The 16,724-nt window shown below is 59.6% G+C and carries 12 protein-coding genes and 2 pseudogenes; 2 read left to right on the top strand and 12 right to left on the bottom strand.

The features are described from left to right. Nucleotides 1-72 precede the first annotated feature (72 nt). Nucleotides 73-1,653 carry an ATP-dependent nuclease gene (locus tag BCV67_RS08200; protein ID WP_017354989.1) on the top strand — a complete coding sequence of 527 codons (1,581 nt, stop codon included), beginning with the start codon at nucleotides 73-75 and terminating at the stop codon, nucleotides 1,651-1,653. Next, nucleotides 1,631-2,728, top strand: a complete 1,098-nt coding sequence (locus tag BCV67_RS08205) for a UvrD-helicase domain-containing protein (protein ID WP_017354990.1) — start codon at nucleotides 1,631-1,633, stop codon at nucleotides 2,726-2,728. The genes BCV67_RS08200 and BCV67_RS08205 overlap by 23 nt, the downstream gene beginning before the upstream one ends. A gap of 12 nt (nucleotides 2,729-2,740) precedes the next feature. Here the strand turns inward: BCV67_RS08205 and BCV67_RS08210 are convergent, their stop codons facing one another. From BCV67_RS08210 to BCV67_RS20685, 12 genes and pseudogenes are all read right to left on the bottom strand, one after another. After that, nucleotides 2,741-3,019, bottom strand: a complete 279-nt coding sequence (locus BCV67_RS08210) for a hypothetical protein (protein ID WP_027080079.1) — start codon at nucleotides 3,017-3,019, stop codon at nucleotides 2,741-2,743. Nucleotides 3,020-3,406: 387 nt separating this feature from the next. Beyond that, on the bottom strand, nucleotides 3,407-4,129 hold the full coding sequence (locus tag BCV67_RS08215) for a hypothetical protein (protein ID WP_017354992.1): 723 nt from the start codon (nucleotides 4,127-4,129) through the stop codon (nucleotides 3,407-3,409). Nucleotides 4,130-4,260: 131 nt separating this feature from the next. Beyond that, nucleotides 4,261-4,923, bottom strand: a pseudogene (locus tag BCV67_RS08220) (response regulator transcription factor); the annotation flags it as partial. A 1-nt stretch (nucleotide 4,924) separates the two neighbouring features. Further along, nucleotides 4,925-7,384, bottom strand: a complete 2,460-nt coding sequence (locus BCV67_RS08225) for a heavy metal translocating P-type ATPase (RefSeq protein WP_027080080.1) — start codon at nucleotides 7,382-7,384, stop codon at nucleotides 4,925-4,927. Between the two features lie 78 nt (nucleotides 7,385-7,462). Further along, complete coding sequence (locus tag BCV67_RS08230) at nucleotides 7,463-10,699, bottom strand: efflux RND transporter permease subunit (RefSeq protein ID WP_027080081.1); 3,237 nt, start codon at nucleotides 10,697-10,699, stop codon at nucleotides 7,463-7,465. A gap of 15 nt (nucleotides 10,700-10,714) precedes the next feature. Continuing rightward, a complete protein-coding gene (locus tag BCV67_RS08235) occupies nucleotides 10,715-11,557 on the bottom strand; it encodes an efflux RND transporter periplasmic adaptor subunit (RefSeq protein ID WP_231732470.1) in 843 nt (280 codons plus the stop codon). Next, entirely contained in the window at nucleotides 11,509-11,967 is a 459-nt protein-coding gene (locus tag BCV67_RS20500) for a hypothetical protein (protein ID WP_231732471.1), read from the bottom strand. Before BCV67_RS20500 ends, BCV67_RS08235 begins: the two co-directional genes overlap by 49 nt. Beyond that, the gene (locus BCV67_RS08240) at nucleotides 11,964-13,217 is read right to left on the bottom strand and encodes a TolC family protein (RefSeq protein ID WP_062167469.1); all 1,254 of its coding nucleotides are present in this window, start codon (nucleotides 13,215-13,217) and stop codon (nucleotides 11,964-11,966) included. Before BCV67_RS08240 ends, BCV67_RS20500 begins: the two co-directional genes overlap by 4 nt. A 56-nt stretch (nucleotides 13,218-13,273) precedes the next feature. Beyond that, nucleotides 13,274-13,585 (bottom strand): hypothetical protein, encoded by a 312-nt coding sequence (locus tag BCV67_RS08245; RefSeq protein WP_126941536.1) that lies wholly within the window; start codon nucleotides 13,583-13,585, stop codon nucleotides 13,274-13,276. Between the two features lie 141 nt (nucleotides 13,586-13,726). Then, a complete protein-coding gene (locus BCV67_RS08250; protein WP_027080084.1) occupies nucleotides 13,727-14,098 on the bottom strand; it encodes a diacylglycerol kinase in 372 nt (123 codons plus the stop codon). A 71-nt stretch (nucleotides 14,099-14,169) separates the two neighbouring features. Then, nucleotides 14,170-15,885, bottom strand: a complete 1,716-nt coding sequence (locus BCV67_RS08255; RefSeq protein ID WP_055765228.1) for a phosphoethanolamine transferase — start codon at nucleotides 15,883-15,885, stop codon at nucleotides 14,170-14,172. 158 nt (nucleotides 15,886-16,043) lie between these two features. Beyond that, nucleotides 16,044-16,277, bottom strand: a pseudogene (locus tag BCV67_RS20685) (dolichyl-phosphate-mannose--protein mannosyltransferase); the annotation flags it as partial. Between the last annotated feature and the right edge of the window lie 447 nt (nucleotides 16,278-16,724).

A 16,724-nucleotide genomic window follows, 5' to 3' on the forward strand; every position in this document is an offset into this window, starting at 1 on the left:
GAGCGGAAAGGAGGCCAGCCGGGGTGCAAGCAGGCGCCGCCACCGAACTCGTTGGCCATCAAAGGACTGTGCATGCCGATCGAACGTATCGTCATCGACAATTTCAAGTCGTTTCGCCATCTGGACCTGCCCCTCAACGCCCACATGAACCTGGTGGTGGGCGACAACGAGGTCGGTAAGTCCACCCTGCTGGAGGCCATCCACGTGGTGGTCACCGGGCAACTGCATGGGCGCAATCTCGCCTACGAGCTCACGCCCTACCTGTTCCACCAGCCCGCGGTGCAGGAATATCTGGCGACCCTTGCTGCAGGCACGCCGGCTTCGCCGCCACGGATCTCCATCGAAGCCTATCTGGGCGCAGATGTCGCGCTGGCGTCGTTGCGCGGCACCAACAACTCCCTGCGCTTGGATACCGCCGGCATCCGGCTGCTGGTCGAGCTCAACGACGACTACCGCGAGGAGTTCAACGCCTACCTGCAGCAGCACCAGGGTGCGGTCAGCCTGCCGGTGGAGTACTACACGGTGCGCTGGTATTCCTTCGCCAACAATGGCGTCACCGCTCGCAGCATTCCGTTCGATTCGACCATCATCGACACTCACGGCATCAAGACCTTGTCCGGTGCCGATCGCTATATCGCCGGCATCATCGATCAGGCACTGACGCCTGCGCAGCGCGTCTCGCTGTCGTTGAGCTTCCGCCGCATGCGGCAGAGTTTTTCCGAAGAGGCGGACGTGGCGGCCATCAATGCGTACCTGACCGAGCACACCGGGGACATCAGCCACCGGGCGCTGACGGTGGGTGTGGACACATCGCCGCGCTCAACATGGGAAACCAGCTTGTCACCTTACCTGGATGAGCTCCCGTTCACCCAGGCCGGCAAGGGTGAGCAAAGCGCGGTGAAGATGAAGCTGGCGATGCACGCGGCCGGCGCTGCCCACGTGCTGCTGATCGAGGAGCCGGAGAACCATCTGTCCTATTCCAGCATGACCCAGCTGATCGACAAGATTGCGGCCCTCTCCACCGCCCAGCAGGTGATCATCGCCACCCACAGCAGCTTCGTGTTGAATAAGCTGGGCGTGGACAACGTGATCCTGTTCAGCGCGCAGGGCCAGATGAAGCTGGACCAGCTGCCGAGCGATACCCATGACTATTTCATGAAGCTGCCGGGCCACGACACGCTGCGATTGATCCTGGCCAAGCAGGCGATCCTGGTGGAAGGCCCTTCCGACGAGCTGATCGTGCAGCGCGCCTACAGCGACCACCATGGCGTGGCGCCGATGGCTCGCGGCGTAGACATCATTTCGGTCAAGTCGCTGGCATTCAAGCGCTTCTTGCAGATTGCAGATCGGCTGAAAATCCAGGCCAAGGTGATCACCGACAATGATGGCGATATCGCCGTTGTGCAGGAGCGCTATGCCGAACACATCAACGCGATCTATTACGATTCCGACGAAAGCGCCCCATCGCTGGAAGAGCAGCTGATCAAAGCCAACTCGCTGGCCGAACTCAATACCGTGCTGGGCAAGACGTTTGCCGATGAGGTGGCGCTGCTCAAGTACATGAAGGGCCATAAGACCGATACGGCCCTGGCGATCTTCAACAGCCCGCACTCGATCAGGTTCCCGGACTATGTCCAGCGCGCCATCACCTAACCGGGTCCTGCTTTCGGCGGCCGGCTCGGGCAAGACCACCTTGCTGGTCCGGCAGGCCCTGGAGCGGCCTGGGCGTCGCATCGCGATTGTCACCTACACGCTGGAGAATCTAGAAGAGATCCGGCGCTCGTTTGAGGTCCACGCCGGTGCGGTCCCCGTGCATGTCACTTTGCACAGCTGGTATGGCTTCCTGCTGTGCCAGTGCATCCGCCCGTACCAGGCAGCGCTTTGCCCTGAGCCTCGCATCGAGACCATCCTGTTCGTAGAAGGTGTCACCAATAACAGGGCCCCACGCACCCAGGTGGCGCGCCACTACTTGGCAGGCAACCGGATGTATTCGGACCGGGCGGCCGATTTCGCTGTGCGCTGCGATGAGCTCACCCAAGGTCAGGTCATGGCACGCCTGGCGGCCATGTACGACGAGCTCTACATCGACGAAGTTCAGGACCTCGCCGGCTTTGATCTGGATCTGGTCGAGCGGCTGTTGAAGAGCGGCATTGCCATCACGTTGGTGGGTGATACGCGGCAGGCGACGTATGCCACCAACTATGCTCAAAGGCACAGCCAGTATCGTGGACCCAATCTGGCAGCGCTGTTTCAGATTTGGGAGGCGGACGGCTTATGCCAGCTGGATCACCGCCTCATCAGCCTTCGCTGCGTCCAGGCCCTGTGCGATATGGCGGACACGCTCTATCCGCAGATGCCGCGAACCCAATCAGGCAATGGCGAGGTCACCGGGCACGATGGCATCTACCTCGTCGCTCCAGCGGATGTTGAAGCGTACATGCAGGAGTTTGCGCCCACCGTGCTCCGGCATGACCGGCGGCAAGCGTGCGACGGACTACCGGCCGTGAACTTTGGGCAGTGCAAGGGCCGCACCTACAGCCGGGTCCTCATCTTTCCGAACGGCCCGCTGACACAGTACCTGCGCACGGCAGATGCAGCGCGTATCACCGCCCCACCAAAGTACTACGTGGCCTTCACCCGGGCGCGGCAAAGCGTGGCCTTTGTGTATGCCGGCGCGTGCGCGTTGCCGGGTTATCAGCTCTATGCGCCCGCCAACGCAGACGCATAGAGCCACGGGCGATCACATTTTCTTCAAGGGCGCCGCTGTGGGCTGTGGTGGCACCGGACCCGGGTCGTTGAAGCACAGCATGACCTGATCGATGTCAAATTGATCGGCCAGCACGCGGGCGATCACCGCATGCACCAGGTCCAGGTCGACCGAGGGCGCAGCGACGGTGATGGTGGCCGCGATCGCACGACCGCGCTCTTTGGCGGGGACTAGGCGCAGGTCATCCACCGCTTTCACGCCGGGGTCGGTAAACATCGCCGTACGCACTTGTTCCAGCTCGGCTTCATTCATGTTGGCGGTGACTCCAGGGAATGTGATTGTCAGGCGGGATAGGTCTGAATCTTGCAATCAAAAAACACCGGCCTTGCCAGCAAGGTTGGTAGGCGGGGGACAGGCTCCGGCCGATGACGACTGTCGCCAGCGACCGCTGCAACCCTGAGCGCGCATCTTTGAGGCTCCGGTGGGCTTCGGGCGCATTGAAACCAGAAGTCGCCACCACGGACCTACCTCGGGGTATTGCTTCCGGCCGGTAGAAGACCTCCACAAACGTGATCTCGATGCGCCACCTCTCACAGAGCGAGACTGACGACGGGTGGTCCCATCCGCCCTTGCGTCATATTTGTCGCGCTCGCAGTTGTCAAGAATTAGCCTCCATGATTTGGATTGGTTGATCGGATCCTATTTCCTGCGAGGCTTGGACCGAAGCCCCGGTGGTCTGCGTTGCTTAATAGGTTGCTTCAATCTCCACCGGCTCCATTCACTAGTAGATCCTTCAGCTATGAAGGTGACCAGAACCCACTTCAGTAAGGGAGAGAACCCCACCTCAGCATCACGAAGCAGGTTGGCCCAATACCTTCCGACTAGGAAGGAGAATAGACTCATGGCAGTGACAGACGATGCGAACCACGGCCAACTGATGTCACTGACGTTCGCTTGGATGCCTTTCTTGTACATGTAAACTGCAAACACCAGAGCAGCGCACTGCATCGAGATCACAACCGCGGTCGGCGTCGCCCGGGCTCTGTGGAGGGCGGCGGCGAAGAGAGTCTCCGCAAACGAGAAGCCGATCAGCAATAGAGCTGCACTCAGCATCGCTGGACCGAACTCCGCAATTCCGGCGAGTGACAGCACGATTGGAAGGAATGCAAAGGGGAGTGGCTCCAAGCAGAGGGTTGGATAGAATTTCACGAACAGTGGCCATCTCTTTACCGCGACCAGAATGATGTCTTGCATCATCGCAACTACCAATGCAGCAGCCGCACTCGTTAGCGCAATCGACACCGGTATCCAAAACATCATCTCTTCTGATGCCGGCGCGAAGGGCACCATGGCCGCTGCGCCCCAAATCGCTGCGGCCAAGAACGCGCCAATTGGGAGTGCGGCTGGCTTCCACATGGTCATACTCTGATCAGAATACGTGGCCAAATAGTCAGGCGCTCAAGGTCTGCACTGACGGCTCTGCAGCCATGTCTACGCCTCACCGTCATAGGGCCTCCCTTCCCCGGGGGGGGCATAGGCCTTGATGGCGGTATCAGTCGATACCCAACCCGCGGCAGCGTCTGGATCATCTTTTCCTCAAACGGACCATCAATGCTTCGCCGCAGGCTGGACATCTGTGATCGCAGAAGATCCCCGTCGGGCAGGTCGTCACCCCAGAGAGTGTGCTCAAGCTGCCGCCTGGTCACAGCGGCAGGACTTGCCCGCATCAGCGCTTCAAGGAGCTTCCTGCAAGCTGGGTACAGATGCAGTCGTTTTCCAGCCCGTGTGGCCTCCAACGTACTCAGGTCCAACGTGAGCTCTCCGATCAGCAGCCGCCTCCTTGTTACGCGTCCCTCCGTACGGGAAACCAACGCCTCTAGGCGAACTTCGAGCTCCGGGAGCTCAAAAGGCTTGGTCACATAGTCATCTGCACCGGAGCGGAAAGCGATGATTTTGTCCGAGAGCGCAACCTTTGCAGCCAACATCACAACAGGAACTGAAACACCGTGATTCAACCGCAGCCTTCTCAGAACCTCCGGGCCTTCCATGCGAGGAAGCATCCAATCAAGAATGACTGCGTCGTAACCATTGGACGCCGCAAAGTGAAGGCCGGCGATGCCGTCCCCGATGGTATCAAGCTGATGCCCTCGGGCCTCGAAGTAGGCCAGAATCTTCAAAGCGACTTCTCGATCGCGCTCAATCACTAGAATTCGCATGTCACGACTGACGGAAGCCAAGGAGCCTCAGCGCATTGAATACAACCAACAAGGTTGAACCTTCATGCACTGCCACAGCCGGTCCAATGCCAAGACCTAGGATGGTCGCAGGAACCAACAACGCTACGACGCCCAGGCTCACATACACGTTCTGACGGATCACCCGTTTCGTGCGTCGACTAAGCGCTACAGAGAATGCAACCTGTCTCAAATCCTCAGACATAAGCGCGACGTCGGCAGTCTCCAGCGCTACGTCCGAAGAGGCGGCACCCATTGCAATTCCGACGCTGGCACTAGCCATTGCGGGTGCGTCATTCACACCGTCGCCGACCATTGCCACTCGCTCCGTCTCCTTCAACTGACGTATTGCCTTCACCTTGTCGTCAGGCATGAGATTTCCCCATGCCTCGTTTAGACCCACGTCCGTTGCCACGGCTTGAGCTACAGTCTGGTGGTCGCCAGAGATCATGATCATTCGTTGGATGCCCAAGCGCCTTAGCTTGTCCAGGGCTTCACGCGCCTCTGGCCGGGGCGTATCCATAAGGCCGATGACACCTAGGTCGCGATCACCTAGGCGAACGGCCATCGTGGTTCTGCCGGCGTTACGGAGCTCCTCAATGGCAGACTCCGCACCCGCGGATAGAGCGCCAATGCCGTCGTTACCGAACATTTCTGCCTTTCCTATCCACACGTCAATGCCGTTCACCTTCGCCTGAACGCCTCTTCCAGCGAAGTTAGCGAGGTCTGTCGCTACCATGACCGGTCCATCGCCCAGGCGAGTATTACCATCTCGAACGATAGCTGCGGCCAAAGGGTGGTCACTTAAAGCCTCGACGGCGACGGCAACGTGAAGCAGTTCCTGCTCTGTCGTTCCCTGCATCACTTTGATGTCGGTAATTCGCGGCTTGCCTTCAGTGAGCGTTCCAGTCTTGTCGAACGCGATGGCACGGACCATGCCCAGCTCCTCCAGTGGTGCGCCACCCTTGATGAGTACGCCACCTCGCGCAGCTCGCGCAATTCCCGCTAGAACCGCGCTTGGAGTCGCGATTGCCAGTGCGCAAGGGCTTGCCGCTACAAGTACCGCCATCGCTCGATAGAAGCTGTCGCGGAATGGCTCATCGATCACGATCCATGAGAAAAGTAACAGCACGGCCAAGATCAGAACAGCGGGAACGAATACCCTCTCAAACTTGTCTGTGAAGCGCTGCGTTGGCGATTTCCTGGTTTCGGCTTCGCTCACCATCTTGACGACGCGGGCCAGTGCCGATTCGCCTGATCGACGCGTGACTTCAACCTCCAGGGCGCCGGAGCCATTGATAGTGCCGGCGAAAACACGTGACTCCATTACCACCGAATCAGGTCGATCCCGTGCTAGAGCAGCGTCATTGACTGCCAGCTTATCAACCGGGATGCTTTCCCCGGTGACAGGGGCTTGGTCAACGCTGCTAGCCCCTTTGATAACGAATCCGTCCGCCGGCATCCGGTCATTGGGACGTACGACCACCACATCTCCAGGTATCAACGATTCAACCTGGACTTCCACGACCTGCCCATTCCTCAGCACCCTGGCAGTTTCTGGGGCAAGCTTGGCGAGAGCTTCTATCGCACGTTTAGCCCGGCCCATCGCGTAGTGTTCAAGGGCGTGACCGAGACTGAAGAGGAACAGAAGCAAGGCGCCTTCGGCCCATGCGCCGAGCGCGGCTGCGCCTGCCGCTGCAACCAGCATCAGCGTATCGATCTCAAAGCGCTTCAGCTTGATGTTCCCGATCGCCTCGCCAAGCGTGAACCAGCCGCCAAAGACGTAGGCTGCTACGTAAAACGCTGTGGGGATCCAGGGCGTTTGGGTCAACCCAAGCTTTTCAATCGCAAATCCCACGATCAGGAGCAGGCCGCAAGCAAGTGAGAAGATCAGCTCACTATTGCCACCTAGCGTGCCCCCGTGGGAATGACCGGGGTCCTGTCGGTCCTTGTGATCGTGTCCTTCGTGCTGATCCTTCAAATCTCCCCTCGGACTCGGTGGCTCTTGCGCTACACCCAGCGCCTCAAGCTTCGCTCTCAGCTCCGCCTCGCCTGTCTTGGCTCTCTCGTACTCGATGCTTATGCCACCAGCTGGGCTGGTGGTGGCTTCAATGACGCCTGGTACGGCCTGCACTTGCGCCGCAATTGTCCTTGCCTTTCGTGCGTGAACGGCCGAACCAAGCTCCAAGAAAAGGTGGCCATACCGATCACCCAACTCAATGCCCACGGATGCCGCCACCTCTCGCACTCGCTGAAGCGAGACGATCTCGGGGTCGTAATGAATGCAGAGCGTTCCGAGAGCTTCGTCGCTACCCTCGCGAATGTGCACGCGCGATACTCCCTCCATGTCCTGAAGACCAGCGACCAGCCTCTGGACGCAGCTGTCGTCCCGAGAGACACCTGGGAGTATTACTGGCAGTTCGAGTTCTGTGGTCAGGTTCATTTGTTCCCTCCAACGTCATAAAAATGGAACGGGAAGTCCGGCAGGCAGATGCTCTGCCGGGCCCAAACACTCCATCATTCAGTGGACAGTTTCCGGTTGCCCTTTCGGGCCTGCCTTGGCCAAGCGTCCCGCAAATGTCGGCAGCACAAGAAGTGTTAGCACTGTTGCGGTCAACAGGCCGCCAATGACCACCGTGGCGAGAGGCTTCTGCACCTCAGCACCAGATCCACTCGCAATAGCCATTGGAATGAAGCCAACGATCGCCACCAGCGCGGTGGTCACCACCGCGCGAATTCGGCTGCCGGCACCGTTCATTGCAGCGATCAATGGACTGTCACCTGCATCAAGCCTCTCTCTGATGGCTTGCATGAGCACCAATCCATTCAGGGTCGCAACACCCGATACCGCGATGAATCCGACGGCGGCAGATACCGAGAACGGCATACCACGCACCAGCAACGCGAGAATTCCGCCAACCAGGGCCAGTGGGACGCAGGTGAACACCAGGCCCGCCTCCTTTGCGCTGCCCAATGCCATGAACAGCAGGCTGCCGATCAATAGGAAGACAATCGGAACAACTGTCATGAGTCGCTTTTCAGCCCGCTGCAAGTTCTCGAACTGACCTCCCCACGTCATGTGGGCGCCCGGCGGAAGCTGTACGTCCTTCACCGCCGCCTGGGCCTCTCCAACAAACCCGCCCAAGTCACGACCGCGAACATTTGCCTGCACCACCACACGACGGCTTCCATTGTTTCGACTGATCTGGTTCGGCCCCTCGCTGATCTCAATGCGTGCGACAGAGGAGAGCGGCACGATGCCCCCAGTTGGAGTTGCAATCGGCAGTGACGCGAGCTGATCGGGGTCATTGCGTGCATCGTCGCCGAGGCGCACAACAACATCGAACCGGCGGTCGCCCTCGAAGATCTTGCCTGCCGCAGCGCCGCCAATACCGGTTGAAAGCGCGTCGCTCACGTCCGCTGCCGTGAGGCCATACTGCGCAGCTGCAAGATGATCGATTGCCACATTGAGCGTGGGCAGGCCGGAAATCTGTTCAACACGGACATCCGCTGAGCCCTGGACATTCCTCAGCTTCAGCGCGACCTGATCGGCAACAGCTTGCAGTTGCTCGAAGTTGTCGCCGTAGATCATGACGGCCAGGTCCGTACGCACGCCTGAGATCAGCTCATTGAAGCGCAGCTCGATGGGCTGGCTGAATTCAAAGCTGTTGCCTATCTGCGAGGCGGCGATCTTCTCAAACCTTGCAATCAGATCCTCCTTGCTCAGGGAAGAGTCTGGCCACTCCTTTCTCGGTTTAAGTACGATCACACTGTCGGAGATGTTGGTCGGCATGGGGTCGATAGCTGCTTCTGCAGTACCGGTCCGCGAGAAGACCGTCACAACCTCTGGTTCAGCAGCAATGGCCTTCTCCAGCGCCAATTGCATAGCCAACGATTGCTCAAGCGACGTCGATGGCACACGCAACGCTTGCATAGCGAGATTTCCCTCATCAAGCGTTGGCATGAACTCTCGACCCAGCATCGTAAAGCCGACCACGCCCATCGCGAGCATCAAAATGGCGCCAGCGAACACTGCCTTGGGCCTACGAATCGCCGCTTGGATCGCCGGTTCAATACGGCCGCGCAGGACGCGGATGATGGCAGTCTCATGTTCTTCGTCTTGGTCGCTCTCGTGCCCCTCCTTGTTCGCGTGGAGCTTGGGCTCCCTGACCAACAGGGCAGCCATCGCCGGTACAAAGGTGAACGAGAAGATAAACGCGCCAACGAGGGCGAGCATGAAGGTGGCGGCCATCGGTTGGAACGTCTTGCCCTCCACACCTTCCAGCGTAAGGATCGGTGCGAACACCAACAGGATGATCACCTGGCCGAAGGCTGCAGGGCGCGCCATTTTCCTCGCCGAGTCGGCGGCCACACGCAGTCGCTCCATGGCATTGAGGGGTCGGCCGAGTTCCGCACGCCGCTTGCCAAGCATCAGCAGGGTGGACTCGATCACAATTACCGCGCCATCCACAAGGATGCCGAAGTCCAGCGCACCCAAACTCATGAGGTTGCCGCTGATGCCGAACTTGTTCATGCCGATAACAGCGAACAGGAACGACAGCGGAATGACCAATGCGGTGATGGCTGCCGCACGCAGGTTGCCCAGGAGCAGGAACAGCACAACTACGACCAGCAGGGCACCTTCGGTCAGGTTCTTGGCGACAGTCTTGACAGTGGAGTTAACCAGCACACTACGGTCCAGCACTGGCTCTGCGAAGATATCGGCGGGCAGAGATTCATTGACCTGTGCCAGGCGCTCAGCTGCAGCTTGAGCGACGGTGCGGCTGTTGCCGCCGGCGATCATCAGTGCCGTGCCCAGTACCGCCTCATGACCATTTCGGCTAGCTGCACCAAGCCGTGGGGCGCGCCCCATACCGACCTCGGCAACATCGGCCACCCGGATGACCACACCGTCCTTGGTGGCCACCGGCGACTGAGCCAAGTCGTCGGTCGTCAGGGCAAGGCCGTCTGCCCTAACGACCAGGCCTTCGCCCGCACGCTGGACGAAACCCGCGCCAGCCTGGACGTTGGAGCGTTCCAGTGCTTGGACCAGATCGGCCAGACCCAAGTTGTATGCCGCCAGTCGAGCGCTGTCGGGGTAGATGCCGTATTCCTTGACGTACCCACCCACCGTATCAACACCGGCCAGGCCGGGGCTGGAGCGCATCTGTGGTGCGATGATCCAGTCCTGGACAGTACGCAGGTACGTTGCGCGCTCCTGGGCGGTTCCAAGACGATCGCCCTCTGGTGTCAGGTAGACCTCACCCTCTTGCCAGCCAGCCTGGCCGGGCTTGGCCAGCTTCTTGGGGTCGAATGGCTTGAAGTCCACCGTCCACATGAGAACCTCGCCCAGCCCGGTTGTAACCGGGGAGAGCATGGGGGACACGCCCTCGGGCAGATCTCCGGCAGCCTCCCGCATCCGCTCTGCCACCTGCTGGCGGGCGAAATAGATGTCGGTCTGATCAGTGAAGATCGCGGTGACCTGAGAGAAGCCATTGCGTGATAGGGAGCGAGTGGTGTTCAGACCTGGGATGCCGGCCAAGGCCGTCTCCAGAGGATAGGTGACCTGGCGTTCAATCTGCTCCGGAGTAAGGGCAGGTGCGATGGTATTGATCTGAACCTGGCGGTTGGTGATATCTGGTACAGCATCGACTGGCAGCTTGCTCAGTTGGAACAAGCCAAAGCAGGCAATCGAAGCAGCCAGAAACACCACGAGCCAACGGAACTTGACCGCTGCTTCAATGATGATCTTGAACATGGTGTATGAGTTCCCTTAGTGGCCGTGCTCGGCTTCGCCCTTGGCCAGTTCGGCTTTGAGCAGGAAGGCATTGGCGCCTACGAGGCGCTCACTACCTGTCAGGCCGTTAAGGATTTCGATTCGATTACCTGCACGACGACCAGCGAGTACCGGCGTAGCCTGGAAACCACCCTGGACGGCAACGAAGACAACACTTCTGCCATCAACGCTTTGGACCGCATCCGCCGGCACACTCATACCTTCAGCGGCACTATCGGCGATGATGACGGCCGAAACGGGGGAGCCGGCCGGTGGCAACTTCTCCGAAATTGGTTTGGCGCGAATGGTCGCGGTGCCTCCCTGCTGCATCACATTCGCAGCGGCGGCAATCACCTCAGCTTCGAAGCTTCCGCCCGGGCCAGTCACTTCCAGCTTCATTCCGGGCACCGCGAGAGTGGCCAGTGCTGGCGGTGCAGTGAATACGAGTTCATTCATGTCCGGATTGGAAACCTCCGCAACAAGCGTTCCAGCTGAGACGACACCACCGGGCGTCACTTGGACGTTGCCAACCACGCCAGCGACAGGACTGGAGATTGTCACCCGGCCGGAACTGTCCGGAGATCCACTGGCCGCTACCTGTGCACGTGCAGCACTAGCGGCGGCATCAGCGGCCAAAGAGCGCGCGCGCGAGGCCTCCAGCTCCTGGCGAGCCACTACGCCCTGCTCGACAAGAGACTTGTCGCGGCCGTAGGCCAGGCGAATGGCTTCGGCCTCCGCCGCAGCGGCAGTGGCGGCGGCTTTGAAGGTCGCAGCTTCTCCACTGACAATGATCACCAGGGGCTGGTTGCTCTTGACGGCTGTACCCGGCGCAACAAGCACGCGCTCAACGCGGCCGGTGACCGTTGAGGCGATGGCAGCACGCCCCCGATGGCCGGCTCGACGCGACCTGCAAGGCGGGTCGATGCGCCACCGCCGCGGCCGACAGCCACCACGCCGATGCCAGATGCCTTGATCTGGTCAGGCGTCAGCTTGACTACACCTTCCTCGGACTCCTCTTCGCCATGTTCGCCATCACCATCACCTTCACTGTGCGCCTCGGCGGAGCCCGGCTTTGCGTCAGCTGCGTGATCGTCGTGACCATCATCCTTTCCAGCCGGCTTTTCTGCCTCCGTACCGGTGGATTTGGCATCCTCCTGCGCCCCGCCACTGCATGAGGTCAGCGCGCCGGTCATCATCAAGGTAGCCAGCAGCGTCGCTCCGATGAGCGTCTTGTTTCCGTACTTGTTCATTTTGCCTCCACAAACGGTGCGCGCCCTTCAAGGCGGGCGAGGTCGATTTCTGCTGCCACCCGGCTAAGACGGGCATCCACAGCACTGCCACGCGCAGCGATCAGGGTTGATCGCGTGCTGCGCAGCTCCAATTGCGATATACGACCTGCCTCAAATCCGATGCGGGCCAGCCGATAGGCTTCATCTGCGGCCTGTACGCTTTCATCCGCTGCTCGTGCGCGGCTGTTGGATGCCTTGAGACTCGCTACCGCTCCCAAACGGGCCGCCTCACTGTCACGCCTCTGAGCCTCCAGAACCGCTTCGGCAGCACGTTGTTCCGCATAGGCCGCCTGGATCGCACCGCGGTTACGATCGAATAGGGGGATCGAAAGGCTGATGCCCACGTTGTAAGCTTGGTCGCCCGCTTGGCGGAAGCGCGTCTGAGCCACGGATGCACTCAGTTGTGGCAACGCACGCTTGCGCTCAACATCGATAAGGCGGCCGGAGGCGTCCGCTTCGGCTTGGGCGATACGAACGGCAAGCGGGGCGGCCTCATTGTCAATTGGGTGAGAGGGCACTCGGTCAAGCAGGCTTTCGCCGATGTCGGTCAGCGGGCTGTCCACTAAGGACACCCCGGCTAGGCGAGCAAGCGCCGCATCCCGGTAGGCCTCGGCCTCATCTAGGCTGGCCTTTGCATTGGCGACCTCGCTCCGTGCCTGCACACCGCGCAGGTTGGGCTCACGTCCCTCGCTGACCATCGCAGCTACCGCCTTGGCGTCCTGTTCAATCAAGGCCAATGCCTCGCTGGCCAACTCATATCGGCGCAGCGCAGCCTCTGCTTCGGCGTATGTCGCAGCCAGGCGACCCGCTGCGTCACTGCGCATCAGATCACCCCGCAAGCCTGCAGCCCCAGCCTCCGCACGCGCGGCGCGCACTCGGGCCCCTCGTTGACCCCAAATCTCCAGCGGCTGGGAGAGGGTGACAATGCTGTCAGCGTTTGAGAAACCTTTGTAGGGACCAGTGCCGTAGGCGTTCTCCGCTTCGATGGAGACCGTCGGATTGGGCAGTGCCCGAGCCTGTTGTACCCGCGCCTCGGCTGCCTCAGCCAGCGCGACGCCTTGGACCGTCGCAGGCATCTGGTTCAAGCGAGAAAGCAACGATTCGTAAGATGGTGCAGTTTGAGCAGCTACATGCCCGGTTGGCACCAACGCCAGCAGAACAGCGACAGCCAACCCGGTCGCTGAAAGCGACCGACCCGTCAAAATCGACATAAAAACTCCCGTAAATTATCTGAGCGAACTACCCGCAAATGCGGGGCAGAGCCAGATCAGATACGGGGGGGGCGCATGGGTCCGTCGAGTCGGAGGGCGTAGACGTCCCCGTGCTCGGTACTGTGCAGCGAAATCCGGCCATCGGCGAACAGATCGTCGTGACCGGCAGCTGGGAGGCTTGCCGTTGAATGGTGGCAATGCCCATGGCCACAGGCATCGGCACTGGACGAATCCTTGCTCTTGCTCGACTCGGAGTCTGAATCACTTTGCAAGGCGTGCACATCGCCCACGCTGACCGTCGCTTCTTGCGCGCACGCCAATGCCTCGGCCACAGGCACGACCACGAACGCCGCCAAAAGCAGCAGCATCAGGTATATACGAATAGCAGGCAGAGAGCGACGCATTGGGAAAGGTTAGCAACCTCTTTTGGACGGATACAATTACATAAAAACACTACGGTGGCTGTGCTTGAACGCACCCTAGCCCCGTTCAGGTCGGGACCCAGGGAATCAACCCACAAGGATAACGGCCCATGTGAGGGCGACATTGCAAAGAGCCACGAACACCGCAGCCGACCCCATGTCCTTCGCACGACCAGCCAGCTCATGGATTTCTGGGCCATACCGTTCGATCACTGCCTCGATAGCGGAGTTCAGCAGCTCGAATGCCAAAACGAACAGTACGCTCCCCATGAGAAGCACTCGCTCTACCCCTGAGTTGCCGAAAAAGATAGCTGTAGGTAATGCCACCGCGGCCATAACAACTTCCAACCGAAACGACGATTCATGCAGCCAAGCTGATCTCAGCCCCTGGAGAGACCAGCGAAGCGCCTCAAAGACGCGCGCAATGCTCCGCGGACGATGACCGTACATATCTGCCACTTCGATGTTTCCTTCTTTTGGGCCCAAGAGACGCTCACGGGTCTTCCAACAGCGATACTCGCCGTGGTCGGCTATAGGCTGTGACCGGCGTTGCTGGTACAGCCTGAGAACAGATTTAGGCTCTCGTCTAGCACCGTCGTCCTAACCTGCATCAGGCCAAGCACAGAATGGAAGAGGTTGTCGTGGCTGGACGGCTGCTTTGATCGGTCCCGGACACATTGAAGGTCCAGGTTGTTGCTGCTCTTCATACCATCAGACATCCACATCACCATCGGCACCTTGATCTGAGTATCAGGGGCGATAGCGTAGGGGAGCCCGTGAAGATAGACGTTCGCCTCCCCTAATGACTCGCCGTGGTCGGAGACATAGATCAGCCCGGTATCGTGACTCTTGTCCTGTTCAAGCATGCGAATTGTCTTTGCAAGGAAGTCATCTGTCGCAAGGACCGCGTTGTCATACGCATTGACGATTTCACCGCGTGTGCACTTGCCCAAGTCTGCGTTTCGGCAGTCGGGAGTAAATTTCGTCAGATCTTCCGGGTATCGCTTGAAGTAGCTGGGTCCGTGGTTCCCCAGCTGATGTAGAACGACAACGACATCACCAGGGTTGTCCTCGATCGAGTCATGCAGACCTTGCAGCATAATCTCGTCACGGCATGCTTGGTCGTCGCACAGAACATCCTTGACCGGCACGCGATAGGATTCAAATGCCAGATCAGAGCAGACGCCCTTGCATCCAGTCTGGTTGTCACGCCATAGGGTCCTGACCCCGGCACGCTCCAAAACATGCAGAAGCGACTCCGAACCTTTGATCTTGTCTCGATCGTAGTCTCGCCTCCCGTACGCAGAGAACATACAGGGCACCGACACTTCGGTGTTTGACCCGCAGGCGGTCACGTCTGAGAAATTGACGACGTCCAACGCTGCCAACTGTGGCGTTGTCTGTCTGCCGTATCCATTCAAACCCCAGTTCTGCGCACGAACCGTCTCACCTACAACGATGACCAAGAAGTGGGGCTTCGCGCCTGGCGGATGAGGCGTCATCATGGCATCGGGGCCAACCACTTGGATCGGACCGCGCTCCGCACGGGTGTCTTCTCGCACAACCTTCGCAATGGAAGCGATGTAGTTTCCAGGGTTTGCAAGGTATCTGACTTGCTTGTGATTGCGTATGAGTGATGAGAGGTCGTCGAATGACGCAATTGCCGCGCCAACGATTACAACAACCGCCATGCCAAGTAGAAGCACTCTTGCAAGTATCGCCCGCGTCACATTGGAAGAACGTTGGAGCCTTACCATGCATACCGCGATAGCTGGCACGACGCCTTTAATTAGTACCGCAAGAAAGAAGCCCCAGGTCAGCAACTCTCCGGCTTCAGCGCCGTCGGTCTTCAGCACATTTCGTACCATGCTGGCGTCGAAGTAGACGCTGTAATTGTCTGAATAGTAGGCAGCAGTAGCGGACACGACGAGAAGCAATGCAAGAACCGGCTTCACCGTCCATCGAACGCATAGCAATCCGAGAATGAGCACATTCAAGGCAGTGAGGATCGCTCCCGTAGAGATAACAAGTAGCGCACGAGCTGCTCCGTCCGCACCACTCTTCGCAATTACTTCTGCGAAGAACGCGCTGTTGAGAAAGAACGTGAAGTACATCGCCACGATGATAATCAACGTGTTGACGCCCAGCTGCGGGCCGCAGATGGGCTTGCCAAGACGGCCCAGTGGATCTGAGCCTAGGCCCCCGCGCGAACTGCCTCGGTTGAATTCTGTTTTCACGTAATGCATTGGTGATTCCTTTTTATTGACCACCGCGCGCGCCCCTAGCGCACACGGCCGCCATTGCGCGTTCCTAGATGGAAAGCCATCCACACATATGCAACGCCTGACACCAGCGAAGGGGCCAGGACCGCGGTCCGCAGGTTTTGGGTCAGTGACAGCAGTGCAGCCGAGATCCACATGAAGAGACGCTTGTCTGGGTGCAGCTCCGCTCCCCGACGCGGGAACAGCGAGCTTCCGGTTGCCACCATTTGGGTGGCAACCAAGGCAAATCTCGGTTCGTCGACAGGCCCAAAATCGCGCACACCAAGAGATGCGCCGATGGCAAGCACGGAGGTTGCCATCAGTAGTGCCGCTCGATCGCGTGCAGTTCGGAGATTGGTAGATGTTGAGAAGGGCATTCAGGTCGCCTTCTTCAAGGCGGCGCAGTACTGGCCGGCGACTGCACGTGCAGCCACGCGTCGGCCGAGCGCACGGAGCGCCCAGCAACAAGATGTGTTCATGGAAAGACCTACACAAAGGTGATCGCAGAAGGACTGACAGGCGCGTTGCGCCTGTTATGCGATCAAAGCCTGGGAGGTCTAATCAGCGTGTCCGGGATGTGGGACGTCATGGGCTGTTCGTAGAACGTGTGCCCGCCTTCATTTCTTGCGGCTTCGGCACTGGTGAAACCGTTGGACGCCACAAAAGTGCTGCTGTGGTGGCAGTGACCGTGACCACAAGCGGCATGCGCCTTATCGGGGTGGCCATCGCCTGGCCCTGCCACTTCCTGGTGTGACTGCTCCTCAGAGAAGCAGACCGAAGCATCAACGACAGGCACGATGATCATCACTGCGAGCAGCAGTGCC

This window comes from Stenotrophomonas nitritireducens (assembly GCF_001700965.1).
Classification (GTDB): domain Bacteria; phylum Pseudomonadota; class Gammaproteobacteria; order Xanthomonadales; family Xanthomonadaceae; genus Stenotrophomonas; species Stenotrophomonas nitritireducens_A.